Source organism: Sphingomonas sp. ACRSK, assembly GCF_022346685.1.
GTDB classification, from domain to species: Bacteria; Pseudomonadota; Alphaproteobacteria; order Sphingomonadales; family Sphingomonadaceae; genus Sphingomonas; species Sphingomonas molluscorum.
This window is the reverse complement of the sequence record NZ_JAKRNR010000005.1, coordinates 1-13,320: the sequence shown is the minus strand read 5'-3', so window position 1 is coordinate 13,320 and position 13,320 is coordinate 1. Positions and strand designations below refer to the sequence as shown.

The following is a 13,320-nucleotide window of genomic DNA, read 5'->3' as shown; positions in this document are numbered from 1 at the left end:
CGATGATCATTCTGAACCCCGTCTCGGCGATCCTGGCCGGGGCGGTCCTGGCGCTGGTGCTGGTGGGGGCGGTTTGGGCGCTTGGCGCCGGGCTGTGGCTGCGCAGGCGCGCGCGTGCCGGAATCGCGGCGGCGGGCATCGACGCGACGCTGGTGCAGGCCTCGCCCGCGCAGGCGATGCTGGTGCGCGCCGACGGTCGCGTGGAGATGCCGCCGCAGCTCGCCCAATGGCTGGGGCTGTCGGCGATGCCGCAGACGCTTGCCGACCTGACGGGGATGGACGAGGGGCTCGATCCCGCCAGTGCCGAGGCGCTGTTGCGCGAGATCGGCGGTGCGCAACGCGCCGCGCGGCCGTTCCGGATCGAGGTCCGCGCGCGCGGTGCGGCCCGGACGCTGACGGCGAGCGGCGAGCGCGCACCTGCGTCTCTGGAGCCGCACGGTGGTGCGCTCGTCTGGTTCTTCGACGCGACCGAGTTCCAGACCGAGATCGGCACGCTGTCGCGCGAGATCGAGGAATATCGCAGCGGCTTCGATGCGCTATCGGGGCTGATCGAGGCGGCGCCGATGCCGATGTGGTATCGCGACGGCGATCTCCGGCTGGCGATGGTCAACAGCGCCTATGTGCGCGCGGTGGATGCGTTCGACGCCCGCGAAGTGCTGGCCCGTCAGGCGGAACTGGTCGACGGCGACGGCATGGGCGGGCCGCTCGGCAGTGCGTTGATCGCGCGAGACACGGGCCAACCGCAGGCAAGCGTCATGCCGGCGACGATCGGCGGCGCGCGGCGCATGCTGCGCGTCCACGACGTGCCGCTGCCAGAGGGGGGCATCGCTGGCTTCGCGGTCGACATCCATGACGTCGAGGAGATGCGGGCGGGCATGAAGCGCTTCCGCCTTGCGCAGCGCGCGGTGCTCGATCGGCTCTCGGCAGGCGTGGTGCAATTCTCCGCCGACCGGTCGCTGGAGTTCTGCAACCAGCCATTCCGCCGCATCTTCGGGATGCGCGGCGAGTGGCTCGCCGATCGTCCCGAGTTCGACCGCGTGCTCGAACGCATGCGCGAGGCGAAGCGCCTGCCGGAAGTACGCGACTTCCCCGGCTGGAAGCAGGAGCGGCGCGCGTGGTTCCGCGCGGCGGAGGCGGTGGAGGAGCCCTGGCACCTGCCGGGCGGCACCTATCTACGCGTCGTCGCCCAGCCGATGCCGGAAGGCGGCCTGCTGCTGATCTTCGAGGATCGCACCGAGCAGGTGCAGCTGGCGAGCGCGCGCGACACGCTGCTGCGGGTGCGCACCGCCACGTTCGACAATCTGTTCGAGGCGCTCGGCGTCTTTTCGGCCGACGGGCGGCTGCAGCTGTGGAACAGCAAGTTCCGGCAGCTGTGGGGCCTGGAGGAAGCGTTCCTCAACGACCATCCGCGCGTGGACGTGCTGGCGGAGCAGGCGGCGCCGATGCTGGCCAACCCGTCGCGCGCGGTGCTGATCCCCGAACTGATCCGCTTTGCCACCGTCCAGCGCATCCAGCGCAGCGGTCATTTCGCGATGGCGGACGGGCGGCACTATCAGTTCGGCGCCGTGCCGCTGCCGGACGGTAATGCACTGCTGACGATGCTCGACATCTCCGACAGCCGACGCATCGAGCAGGCCCTGCGCGATCGCAACGAGGCCTTGGAGGCGGGGGACCGCACCAAGACGGCGTTCCTGGCGGCGATGAGCTACGAGCTGCGCACGCCGCTCACGTCGATCAAGGGCTTCACCGAGATGCTGCACGGCGGCTATGCCGGCGCGCTCAGCGAAGACGGTGCGCGCTATACCGGCGCGATCCTGGAATCCGTCGACCGGCTCGGTGAACTGATCGACGACGTGCTCGACTTGACCGCTAGCGAAGGTGCGCCGCTGCAACGCGCGGAGGTCGACCTCGCCCCGCTTGCCAAGGCGATGGCCGCGGACATGCTGCCGGCCGCCGCCGCCAAGCGGATCGAACTGGTGGTGGAGGTGGACCCGTCCGTCGGGAGCATCGTCGGCGATGCCCGGCGCATCGGCCAGGCGATCGCCCACCTGCTCGACCACGCGATCGCCGGCACCCGCGATCGGGGACGGGTGCTGCTGCACGCGGACGGCGATGCCGAGGCGGCCCGCATCATCGTATCGGATGACGGTCCCGGGATGGACGCGAACACGGCCGCGCATGCGCTCGACCGGTTCGCGCCGGGTGGTGCCCTGCGCCGGGGCGAGCGCGCCCTAGGGCTGGGGCTGCCGCTCGCACGGCGCATCGTCGAGGCGCACGGCGGCACCATCGCGCTGGTGTCGGAACAGGGTGCGGGCACGCTGGTCACGATCGAGGTGCCGCGAGGATGAACGACGTGCTGCTGCATAGCCCCGAAGAGGCTCATGCGTTCGGCGCCGCGCTCGCGCGGGTCGCCACCCCCGGCGACGCGATTGCGCTGTCCGGGCCGCTGGGAGCCGGCAAGACCAGCATCGCGCGCGGGCTGCTTGCGGCGCTGGGGCTGATGGAGGAGGCGCCGTCACCCAGCTTCGCGATCGTCCAGCCCTATGAGCCGCCGGAGACGCGCTTTCCCGTGCTCCACGTCGACCTGTATCGCATCGAGCATGCCGACGAGGCCGAGGAGCTTGGCCTGGACGAGGCGCGGCTCGACGCGCTGCTGGTGGTCGAATGGCCCGAGCGGCTGCCGGACAGCGCCTGGGAAGACGCGCTCTGGCTCACCCTTACCCCCGAAGCGGATGGCACCCGCCGCTTGACAGCGAAGGTGCCGCCGTCATGGAAAGCACGAATGGCCGCTGACATGAACCCGCCCGCCGCGGCGCCCGCCTTTCTCGCAGCACATGGATGGGGAGGGGCCGAGGTGGTCCCGCTCGCCGGTGACGCGTCCTTCCGCCGCTACTTCCGTGCGCTGGATGCCGGCCGCAGCGCCGTGCTGATGGACTCGCCGCCCAAGCTGGAGGACCAGCGCCCCTTCGTGGAACTCGCTCGCTGGCTGACGGAGCGCGGCTTTCGCGCGCCGGCGATCCTGGCCGAGGACCCGGCCGAGGGGCTGGTGCTGCTGGAGGACTTCGGCGACGCGCGGTTGCGGGAGACCGCGGACGCCGCGCCCGAGAGCGAGCTGCGGCTCTACGGGGACGCGGTCGACGTGCTGATCCGCCTGCGCGACCACCCGGCGGCGCCGGTGCCGGCTTATGACCGCAGCGTCTATCTGCGCGAAGTGATGCTGCTGCCGGAATGGTATTGCCCCGCGATCGGCCTGGAGGTCGACGTGCCGGGCTATCGTGCCGCCTGGGAGGCCGTGCTTGACACCGTTGACGGCGGCGAGGCGGTGACGGTGCTGCGCGACTATCACGCCGAGAACCTGATGCTGATCGAGGGCGAGGCGGAGACGCTGGGGCTGCTCGATTTCCAGGACGCGCTCGCGGGGCATCCGGCGTATGACCTCGTCTCGCTGCTCCAGGACGCGCGGCGCGACGTAGCACCCGCGCTGGAAGAGGCGATGCTCGATCGGTACCGCCGTACCACCGGAGTGGGGGAGGACTTCCTCGACGCCTATCACGTGCTGGGCGCTCAGCGGAACGCCAAGATCGTCGGCATCTTCGCGCGGCTGTGGCAGCGCGATGGCAAGCCGCGCTACGCGGCGCTCTGCCCGCGCGTCTGGCGGTATCTGGAGCGGGATCTCGCCCAGCCGGTGCTGGCGCCGGTCGCAGCCTGGTTCGACGCCAACATCCCCGCCGAGCTGCGGGGCGATCCGATGCAGGTGCGCGCATGAGCAAGGCCATGACGCTGTCGCTGCGCCCGAACCCGGACGTGGCGGTGCCGGAGACCGCGATGGTGATGGCCGCGGGCCTCGGCAAGCGCATGCGGCCGCTGACCGCCACCCGGCCCAAGCCGTTGGTGAGTGTCGCGGGCAAGCCGTTGATCGACCACGTCTTCGACCGGCTGCGCGCGGCCGGCGTCAAGCGCGCGGTGGTGAACGTCCACTATCTGGCCGACGTGCTGGAGGCGCACCTGCGCGCGCGGGTGAAGGACATGGAAGTGCTCGTCTCCGACGAGCGTGCCCAGCTGATGGAAACCGGCGGCGGCCTGGTCCAGGCGCGCGAGCTGATCGGCGACAAGCCGTTCGTTTGCGTGAACAGCGACAATCTGTGGGTCGACGGGCCCGTAGACGCCATTCGCCTGCTGGCCGAGGCGTGGGACGATGCGCGAATGGACGCGCTGCTGCTGCTGGTGCCGCTTGCCCGCGCGGCAAGCCATAGCGGCCATGGCGACTTCCATCTCGATCCGACCGGGCGCATCACCCGTCGCCGGCAGCCGGGGCGGCTTGCGCCGTTCGTCTTCACCGGCGTGCAGATCCTGTCGCCGCGGGTGATCGCCGACTGGCCGGAAGGGCCGTTCTCCACGAACCTCTTCTGGGAGCGCGCGCTGGAGGCTGGCCGCCTGTGGGGCCTGGTCCATGAGGGGCTGTGGTTCGACGTCGGCACGCCGGGAGCGATCAAGGAGACCGAGGCGGCGCTCGCCGATGGCTGAGGCCCCGCGGCTTCGGCTTTTCTCCATTCCGCCGCACCGGGCGTTCGCCGACGCGCTCGCGAACGGTCTGCTGCGCCAGTACGGGCGCGACCCGATGGCGTTGGCGCGCGGCTTCGTGCTGTTGCCCAACAACCGGGCCAAGCGCGCGATCACCGATGCCTTCGTGCGCGCGAGCAACGGCGGCCTGCTGATGCCGCGGCTGGTGGCGGTCGGCGACCCGGAAATCGACGAGGCGGTGGGGCCGTTCGCCGACCCTGCGGACGATCTCGATCCGATCCCGCCTGCGGTCGCGCCGCTCGCGCGCCGCATGATCCTGTCGCGGCTGGTGGCGGAGGAGCGGGCGCGCGCCGGGCGCCCGGTGGATGCGGCCGAAGCTGTGCGGCTTGCCGGCGACCTCGCCCGCACGCTCGACCAGCTGCTGGTGGAGGAAGTCGAGCCCGACGCGCTCAAGCGGATCTCGTTCGACGAACCGCTCCAGACGCATTGGGAGCGTTCGCTCGCGATGTTCGAGACGGTGCTGGTTCGCTGGCCCGAGGAACTGGCGGCGCTCGGCCGCATCGACCTGGCGGTGCGGCGCAGGCGCCTGCTCGACCGGCTGATCGCGCGCTGGCGGGCGACGCCGCCGCCGAGCTTCGTTTGTGCCGCCGGCATCGCCAGCGCCTCGCCGGTGATCGCCCGGCTGTTGCGCGCCGTCGCCGAGCTTCCGCAGGGGAGCGTCGTGCTCTCCGGCCTCGCCATCGACATGTACGATGCTGAGTGGGATCTGCTCGGCCCGCACGAGCCGGACCCGGTCACCGGCCGTCGCCGGCGCTCGCTGGAGACCCACCCGCAATTCCAGCTGAAGCTGCTGCTCGATCGGATGGGGGTAGGCCGGCGCGAGTTCGAGACGTGGCGGGCCGGCAGCGAGCATGACGCGCGCCCCGCGCGCAGCCGCACGATCGAGAGCGCGCTGGCCCCGGCCGAGCGCACCCATGACTGGATCGACCTGCCGGCCGAACGCCGGAGCCTGGCAGGCGTGCAAGCGCTGGACGTGCCGACCCCGGCCGAGGAAGCGCAGGCGATCGCCATCGCGCTGCGCCAGGCGCTGGAGACAGAGGGCAGGACCGCGGCGCTGGTGACGCCCGACCGCGCGCTTGCGCGCCGCGTGTCGGCGCATTGCGCGCGCTGGGGGATCACCGTCGACGACACCGCCGGCCAGCCGCTGTCGGTACTGCCGCCGGGTACGATGCTGCTCGCGCTCGCCGATGTGGCGGCACAGGACTTTGCGCCGCTGCCGCTGCTCGCCTTGCTCAAGCATCCGCTCGCTTGTGCCGAGGAGGGACGGCTGGAATGGCTGGAGGGCGTGCGGCGGCTCGACCGCGCGCTGCGGGGGCCGCGACCGGCGCCGGGGCTCGCCGGCCTCGACGCGTTTCTGGCGGATGCGGAAGGGCGCGAGGGTGCGTTTCGGCGGGCGGCGGCACCGTGGTGGGAGAAGACCCGGCCGCTGCTGGCGCCACTTGCCGAGGCCTATGCCGGGCGCGCACGCCCGCTACCGGAACTGCTTGGAGCATTGCGGGCGACGGCGACGGCGCTGGGTGGCGATGCGCTCTGGTCGCGTCCCGAAGGCCGGGCTGCTGCCGAGCTGCTCGACACGCTGGAGCAGGAGGCGGTGCACGGGCCTGCGCTGGTGGAGCCGAAGTCGATCGGCCCGATGCTGCGCACGCTGATGGATGAGGTTGCCGTGCGACCGCCGCATGGCGGACACCCCCGGCTTGCCATCTACGGCCTGCTCGAGGCGCAGCTCCAGACGTCCGATCTCACCATCCTGGGCGGGCTCAACGAGGGCGTGTGGCCGGGGCTTCCCGCGCCCGATCCGTGGCTGGCGCCGCGCATCCGCGCCGAGCTAGGCCTGCCGGGTCTGGAACGCCGCATTGGCCTCGCCGCGCACGATCTCGCCAACAGCCTGGGCGCAAAGGAGGTGCTGCTGACCCGCGCGCATCGCGACGCGAGCGGGCCGACGGTCGCCTCGCGTTTCTGGCTGCGGCTGGAGGCGCTGTCCGGGGGGCTCACGCGCGCCCAGGCGCTGGCCCGCTGGACGCACGCGATCGACGACCCCGGCGGTTATGCGCCGGCGTCGCGGCCGGCGCCGTGCCCCCCGGTGACGCTGCGGCCGCGTCAGATTTCGGTGACCGAGGTCGACCGGCTGAAGGCGGACCCCTTCGCCTTTTACGCGCGGCGGATGCTGCGGCTTGCGGCGCTCGACCCGGTCGACGCCGATCCCAGCGCGGCGTGGCGCGGCACGGCGGTACACAATGTGCTCGAGGAATGGGCGCGCCACGATGGCTTCGATCCGGCCAGGCTCGCCGCGCGCGTCGAGCAGCTGGCCGCCGATCCGCGCACCCATCCGCTGCTCCGCGCGCTCTGGGTGCCGCGGCTGCGCGAGGCGGTCGACTGGATCGCGGGGCAGGTCGCGGCGCAGATGGCCGGCGGCCGCCGCATTCTGGGCGTGGAGGGCGAGGGCACCATCGACCTCGCCGGCGTCGAGCTGCGCGGCAAGTTCGACCGGATCGACCGGCTGGAGAACGGCGACCTCGCGGTGGTCGACTACAAGACCGGCCAGCCGCCCTCGACCCGCGCGGTGCGCGACGGCTTCAGCCTCCAGCTGGGGCTGCTCGGCATCATGGCCGAGCGAGGCGCCTTCGAGAACATCGCCGGCACCGCCACCGCATTCGAATATTGGTCGCTCGCCAAGAAGGGCGAGGCGTTCGGCTATGTCGCGACGCCGGTCGATCCGGCGGGCAAGTATAACCGGGTGCCGACCGACCGCTTCGTCGCGCTCGCGCTCCATCATTTTACCGAGGCTGCCGCCAACTGGCTGACCGGCGAGGCGCCGTTCACCGCCAAGCTCAAGCCCGAGTACGCCCCCTTTGCCGAGTATGACCAGCTGATGCGCCGCGACGAATGGTATGGCCGTGAGTAGCGCCGGCCTGCTTCCCGAACTGCGCGGCAACCAAGCGCGCGCGAGCGATCCTAGCCGCCACGTCTGGCTCTCCGCCTCGGCCGGGACTGGCAAGACCCAGGTGCTGACCGCGCGCGTGTTCCGCCTGCTGCTGCGCGGGGTCGAGCCTTCGGCGATCCTGTGCCTGACCTTCACCAAGGCGGGTGCCGCCGAAATGGCCGAGCGCGTCAATGCGCGGCTCGCGCGCTGGGTGCGGCTGCCCGAGCAGGACCTGAGGAAGGACCTGTTCGCGCTGGGCGAGGACCCGAACGACGAGGGGCTGATCGCCCGCGCCCGCACGCTGTTCGCACGGGTGCTCGATGCGCCGGGCGGCGGCATCCGCATCCAGACGATCCACAGCTTCTGCCAGACGCTGCTGTCGGCCTTTCCGGTCGAGGCGGGGCTGGTCCCGGGCTTTCGTCCGCTGGAAGCACGCGAGGAGTCGGCGATGGCGCGCGAGGCGCTCGCGGCCATGCTGGTGGAGGAGCAGCGGCAGGGGCGGGTGACGCTGGGCGATGCGATCGCCGCGCTCAGCCTGCGGCTGGGCGAGGGGCGGGCGGAGGCGTTTTTGGCCGAATGCGCGCGCCGGCCGGAGGCGATGGCGGCGATGCCGGCCGATCTCGCCGGCTTTCTGCGCGACGCGTTCGACCTGCCGCACGGCGATCTCGACAGCGCGATCTGCGACGGCTGCTGCGACGACGCGTTCGACGTCGATGCCCTTCGCGACCTGATGGAGGCGAACCGCGCCTGGGGCACCGCCACCGGCCTGAAGGTGGCGGCCGCGATCGAAGCGTGGCTGGCGGGCGATTCCGCCGCCCGTGCCGACGCGCTGGACACGCTTTACGGCCAGTTCTTCACCCAGAAGGACACGCTGAAGAAGGCGTCCGCCAAGGTGCTGGCGGCGATGCCCGACTATGACCTGGCGGCGGAAGCGATCGGCAGCCGCTGTGCCGAGCTGGTCGCGATGCGCCGCCGCGCCGCCTATGCCGACCTGCTCGCCGCAGCACTGGAGGCCGGGCGCCGCTATGCCGCCGCTTATGCCGAGGCGAAGCGGCGGGCGGGCGCGGTCGACTTCAACGACCTGATCGCACGCACGCTGGCGCTGTTCGCCCAGCCGGGCATCGGCGAGTGGGTGCGCTTCAAGCTCGACCTTGCAACCGAGCATGTGCTGATCGACGAGGCGCAGGACACCAACCCCGAGCAATGGGCGATCGTCCGCGCGCTGGTGGACGAGTTCTTCGCGGGCGAAGGCGCGCGGGTGGCCGGGCTGCGCACGCTGTTCGTGGTGGGCGACTACAAGCAGGCGATCTTCGGCTTCCAGGGCACCGACCCAGTGTATTTCCGGGCGGCACACCAGCTGTTCGACCAGCGCGCGGCGGTCGCGCCCGAGTATGACACCGAGGCGCAGCCGCTCGATACGCTGTCGCTGACCGAAAGCTTCCGCTCGACCGCGTCGGTGCTGGAGTTCGTCGATGCCGCGATCGACGCCTTCCCGCAGCCGGGCATGGGCGACATGGAGGAACGGCTCCAGCACGCCAGCCGCGTGGCCGGGCCGGGCACCGTCACCTTGTGGGCGCCGACCGTCGAGGAAGGGGGCGAGGGGGAAGAGGGCGAGGAGCAGTGGATCGCGGATGCCACCCGCACTCTCGCCGGCAGGATCGCGCGCCAGATCCGCGAATGGATCGGGTCGCTGCCGCTGGAGAGCAAGGGGCGCAATCTCGGCGCGGGTGACGTCATGGTGCTGGTCAAGCGCCGCGGCGAACTCGCCTCGCTGATCGTCGCGCGGCTTTACGCGGAAGGGGTGCCGGTCGCGGGCATCGACCGGCTGCGGCTGAACGCGCCGCTGGCGGTGCAGGACCTGTTGTCCGCGATCCGGTTCGCGCTCCAGCCGGACGATGACCTTTCGCTTGCCAATCTGCTGGTATCTCCGCTGATCGGCTGGAGCCAGGAGCAGCTGATGACGGCGGCGTTGCGCGAGCGTGGGAGCCTGTGGCGGCACCTGCGGCTGACCCAGCCGGAAGAGGCGCTGGCGCCGCTCCACCAGATCTTGCGACGCGCCGACGTGGCGACGCCGTACCGGTTCCTCGAGGAATTGCTGTCGGGCCCACTGGAGGGACGCCGCAAGCTGGTGCTGCGGCTGGGCGAGGAGGCGCGCGATCCGATCGAGGAACTGCTGAACGCCGCGCTTAGCTTCGAGCAGGTCTCGACGCCGTCGCTGCAACGCTTCCTCGACTGGTTCGATCGAGGCGACGTGGAGATCAAGCGCGATCCGTCGCAGGGCGGCGGCGCGGTGCGGGTGATGACCGCGCATGGCGCCAAGGGATTGCAGGCGCCGCTGGTCATCCTGGCGGATGCCTGCATCGATCCGAGCCAGAACCGGCGCGAGACGCTGCTGTGGACGCCCGAGGGGTATGACGGTCCGGCCTTTCCGGTGTTCCGCCCGCGCGCAGGCGAGCGCGACGGGCCGCTCGACGCTGCACTGGCCGAGGCGGATGCCAAGGAACTCGCCGAGCATTGGCGGCTGTTCTACGTCGCGGCCACGCGCGCCGAGGAACGGCTGGTGATCGCGGGGGCGCCGGGATCGCGTGCGCAAGGCGTGGCGCCGCCGCTCAGCTGGCATGCCGCCGCCGCGGCTGCGCTCGACGCTCTGGAGGTGGGCACCGAGGAGGACGGCACGCGCGTGTTCCGCGGCCGCACCCCCGTCAAGCCGATCCCGCAACGCAGCGGTGGCTCCAAGACGGTCGGCGCGGTGGGCGAGCCGGACCCCGCATGGTTGCGTGCGCCAGCGCCCGAGGAGGCGCGTCCGCCGAGGCCGTTGGCGCCGTCGTCGCTGGGCGAGGACGAGGTCGCCGATCCGCCGCCGACCCCGGCGATGCGCGCCGCCGCACAGCGCGGGCGCCTGCTCCACCAGATGTTCGAACGGCTCCCGAGCCTGCCGCCCGCCGAGCGCGCCGCTGCCGGCGACCGCTGGCTGGCGGGCGCGGCGCAGGTCGAGGATGCGGCCGAGCGCCGGCGGATCGTGCGCGATGCGCTCGCGATCCTGGAGGTGCCGCGGTTTGCACCGCTGTTCGGACCGGACGCGCTTGCGGAGGCGCCGATCGCGGCAACGATCGGCGGCACGGTCGTGTCGGGTACGGTCGACCGGCTGCTGATCGAGGAGGACCGCGTGCTGGTGGTCGACTTCAAGACTGGGCGGCGCGCGCCGGAGACGGCGGCGGAGGCGCCGACCTATCACCTGCGGCAGATGGCGGCCTATGCGGCGGCGCTGGCGGTGATCTTTCCCGGCCGCAGGATCGAGGCGGCGCTGCTCTATACGGCGGTGCCGCGGCTGATCGAGCTGCCGGACGAACTGCTCGACCAGCACAAGCCGCGCTTGGCCGCTCGGGAGCAAAGCTTGGCCTCGGACGGTTGAGACCGCGCCCGCCCGAACCTAGGTAACGCAGCGACAAAGGAGATTACGACAATGGCGACCAAGGCGATCACCGATAGCAGCTTCCAGGCCGACGTCCTCGATGCGGGCAAGCCGGTGCTGGTGGACTTCTGGGCGGAATGGTGCGGCCCGTGCAAGATGATCGGCCCGTCGCTCGAGGAAATCTCCGAGGAACTCGGCGAGGAAGTGACCATCGCCAAGCTCAACATCGACGAGAACCCCGATGCACCCGGCAAGTACGGCGTGCGCGGCATCCCGACGATGATCCTGTTCAAGAACGGCCAGCCCACCGCCACCAAGGTGGGTGCCGCGCCCAAGGGCCAGATCAAGGGCTGGCTCCAGGGCGAGCTCTAAGCATAGGAGGGCCGGCACACGCCGGCCCTTCTTTTATCCGAATATCAGCGGCGCGGCCTGTTCCCATAGCTCCGGCGAAGCGGCGCTGAGCATGCCCCGGCGATTGTCGCCGACGCGGTACGGTGAGCCATCTGCGCGCGCGACGCGCCCGCCGGCTTCCTCCAGGAAGAGGACGCCCGCCGCGTGGTCCCAGGGCAGGGTGCGCTGGAACAGGGCGAGGTCGTTCTCGCCGAGCACCAGCCGCGGATATTGCTCGGCAGCGCAGCGCGGGATCTCCACCAGCGTGAGCTTGCCGGCGACGCGTTCCGTAAGCGCCGCGCGATCCTCGTCCGACATGAAGTAGGTCGCGAGCGCCGCAACCGGCTCGGCCGCACCCGTCGCGCGCGCCGTCACCGGCTCTCCGTCGATGAAGGCGCCGCCGCCGCGCACGGCGTGGCACATGCGGTCCGCCACCGGATCGTAGAGCCAGCCGGCCTGCGGGGCGCCATCTTCCACCAGCGCGATCATCATCCCGAACGGCGTCTTGCCGGCCGCGAAATTGTTGGTGCCGTCGACGGGGTCGATCAGCCACACGCGGCCGCTGCCCACTGTGTCGAGCAGCGTCGGGTCTGCCGCGCACGCCTCTTCGCCCACGATGCGCGCTTCCGGATCGATGACGGCGAGCCCGCGGGCAAGCTCCACCTCCGCCTCGCGATCGGCGATGGTGACCAGGTCGTCCTTCGCCTTTTCCTCGATGTCGGCGGCGTCGAGGTGGCGGAAGCGCGGCAGGACGACCGCCGCCGCCACCTCGCGCAGCAACGTGCAGACGGCGGTGTGGCGGGCGTCGGTCATGGGGTCAGCTCCGATAGTCGGCGTTGATCGAGATATAGCCGTGGGTGAGATCGCAGGTCCAAACCGTCGCGCGGCCCTCGCCGAGGCCGAGGTCGACGCCGATCTCCACCGTTTGGCCTTTCAGATGCTCGGCAACCGGTGCCTCGTCGTAGCCGGTGACGGCAAGGCCGTCGCGCGCGACCTGCGTGGTGCCGAAACGGATCGAGAGCTTGTCGCGCTCGGCCGGCTCGCCGGCCTTGCCGACCGCCATGACGACGCGGCCCCAATTCGCGTCCTCGCCGGCGATCGCGGTCTTCACCAGCGGCGAGTTGGCGATGCTCATCGCAATGCGATGGGCGCTGCGGTCGCTCTCGGCGCCCTCCACATCGATCTGGATGAACTTCGACGCGCCCTCACCGTCGCGCACGACCTGCTGGGCGAGGCTCAGGCAGACGTCGAAGAGGGCGGCGGCGAACGCATCGGCGCCGTCGCTGTCGGCATCCACCAGCGGCGTGTTGCCGGCCTGGCCGGTCGCGAACGCCAGCACCGTGTCGCTGGTCGAGGTGTCGCCATCGACCGTGATGCACGAGAAGCTCTTGGTGTTGGCCGCCGAAAGCGCCGACTGGAGAAAGGCCGGATCGACCGCCGCGTCGGTGAAGACGAAGCCAAGCATGGTCGCCATGTCCGGCGCGATCATGCCCGAACCCTTGACGATCCCGACCAGCGTCACCGTGCGGCCGCCGACGATCGCGGTGGCGGTCGCGGCCTTGGCGAAGGTGTCGGTGGTCATGATCGTCTCGGCCGCGGCTTCCCAGCTGCACGGCTCCGCGACGAAGGCGGCGTCGAGTCCGGCCTCGGCCTTGTCGATCGGCAGCGGCACGCCGATCACGCCGGTGGAGGCGACGAACACGTCCGAGGGCTGGCAGCCGAGGTGCGCGGCGGCGCGGGCGGCGACGGCCTCCACCGCCTCACGGCCGCGGTGGCCGGTGAAGGCGTTGGAGTTGCCCGCATTCACCACCAGCGCGCGCGCCTGGCCGAGCACCAGCGCCTTGCGGCACCATTCGACCTCGGGCGACGGGCAGCGGCTCTGCGTCAGCACACCGGCGACGGAGGTGCCGGCTTCCAGCGTGACGAAGGTGAGGTCGCAGCGATCCCATGCCTTGTAGCGCGCGCGGGCGACACGCGGGGTCACACCCGCGATCGGCGGCAGGGCGGGGAAGGCGGC

General features: G+C 71.4%; 8 protein-coding genes and 1 pseudogene. 7 read left to right on the top strand and 2 right to left on the bottom strand.

The features are described 5' to 3' along the window. The first annotated feature begins 2 nt into the window (after positions 1–2). The 7 genes and pseudogenes from MHZ35_RS03870 (at position 3) to trxA (ending at position 11,285) form a co-directional block, all read left to right on the top strand. Positions 3–2,348, top strand: a complete 2,346-nt coding sequence (locus tag MHZ35_RS03870; protein WP_239434466.1) for a sensor histidine kinase — start codon at positions 3–5, stop codon at positions 2,346–2,348. After that, positions 2,345–2,782: pseudogene (gene tsaE / locus MHZ35_RS03865) on the top strand (tRNA (adenosine(37)-N6)-threonylcarbamoyltransferase complex ATPase subunit type 1 TsaE); the annotation flags it as partial. The gene MHZ35_RS03870 and the pseudogene tsaE, both read left to right, overlap by 4 nt. Before the next feature lie 12 nt (positions 2,783–2,794). Next, positions 2,795–3,766 (top strand): aminoglycoside phosphotransferase family protein, encoded by a 972-nt coding sequence (locus MHZ35_RS03860; protein ID WP_239434580.1) that lies wholly within the window; start codon positions 2,795–2,797, stop codon positions 3,764–3,766. After that, on the top strand, positions 3,763–4,524 hold the full coding sequence (locus tag MHZ35_RS03855) for a nucleotidyltransferase family protein (protein WP_125959742.1): 762 nt from the start codon (positions 3,763–3,765) through the stop codon (positions 4,522–4,524). The genes MHZ35_RS03860 and MHZ35_RS03855 overlap by 4 nt, the downstream gene beginning before the upstream one ends. Further along, positions 4,517–7,483, top strand: a complete 2,967-nt coding sequence (gene addB / locus MHZ35_RS03850) for a double-strand break repair protein AddB (protein WP_239434465.1) — start codon at positions 4,517–4,519, stop codon at positions 7,481–7,483. Before MHZ35_RS03855 ends, addB begins: the two co-directional genes overlap by 8 nt. Beyond that, positions 7,470–10,913, top strand: a complete 3,444-nt coding sequence (gene addA, locus MHZ35_RS03845) for a double-strand break repair helicase AddA (RefSeq protein ID WP_239434464.1) — start codon at positions 7,470–7,472, stop codon at positions 10,911–10,913. Before addB ends, addA begins: the two co-directional genes overlap by 14 nt. A 51-nt stretch (positions 10,914–10,964) precedes the next feature. Next, the gene (gene trxA / locus MHZ35_RS03840) at positions 10,965–11,285 is read left to right on the top strand and encodes a thioredoxin TrxA (RefSeq protein WP_125959739.1); all 321 of its coding nucleotides are present in this window, start codon (positions 10,965–10,967) and stop codon (positions 11,283–11,285) included. A gap of 33 nt (positions 11,286–11,318) precedes the next feature. On the opposite strand, the gene MHZ35_RS03835 is transcribed toward trxA, so the two are convergent. Both MHZ35_RS03835 and argJ read right to left on the bottom strand, forming a co-directional pair. Beyond that, on the bottom strand, positions 11,319–12,116 hold the full coding sequence (locus MHZ35_RS03835; protein WP_239434463.1) for an inositol monophosphatase family protein: 798 nt from the start codon (positions 12,114–12,116) through the stop codon (positions 11,319–11,321). Positions 12,117–12,120: 4 nt separating this feature from the next. Continuing rightward, a partial coding sequence (gene argJ / locus MHZ35_RS03830; RefSeq protein WP_239434462.1) for a bifunctional glutamate N-acetyltransferase/amino-acid acetyltransferase ArgJ occupies positions 12,121–13,320 on the bottom strand: 1,200 nt, incomplete at its 5' end.

Excerpts from the sequence above, each read along its gene's own strand:
- MHZ35_RS03870 (WP_239434466.1), top strand. The coding sequence starts at position 3 with ATGATCATTCTGAACCCCGTCTCGGCGATCCTGGCCGGGGCGGTCCTG.
- MHZ35_RS03860 (WP_239434580.1), top strand. The coding sequence starts at position 2,795 with ATGAACCCGCCCGCCGCGGCGCCCGCCTTTCTCGCAGCACATGGATGG.
- MHZ35_RS03855 (WP_125959742.1), top strand. The coding sequence starts at position 3,763 with ATGAGCAAGGCCATGACGCTGTCGCTGCGCCCGAACCCGGACGTGGCG.
- addB (WP_239434465.1), top strand. The coding sequence starts at position 4,517 with ATGGCTGAGGCCCCGCGGCTTCGGCTTTTCTCCATTCCGCCGCACCGG.
- addA (WP_239434464.1), top strand. The coding sequence starts at position 7,470 with ATGGCCGTGAGTAGCGCCGGCCTGCTTCCCGAACTGCGCGGCAACCAA.
- trxA (WP_125959739.1), top strand. The coding sequence starts at position 10,965 with ATGGCGACCAAGGCGATCACCGATAGCAGCTTCCAGGCCGACGTCCTC.
- MHZ35_RS03835 (WP_239434463.1), bottom strand. The coding sequence starts at position 12,116 with ATGACCGACGCCCGCCACACCGCCGTCTGCACGTTGCTGCGCGAGGTG.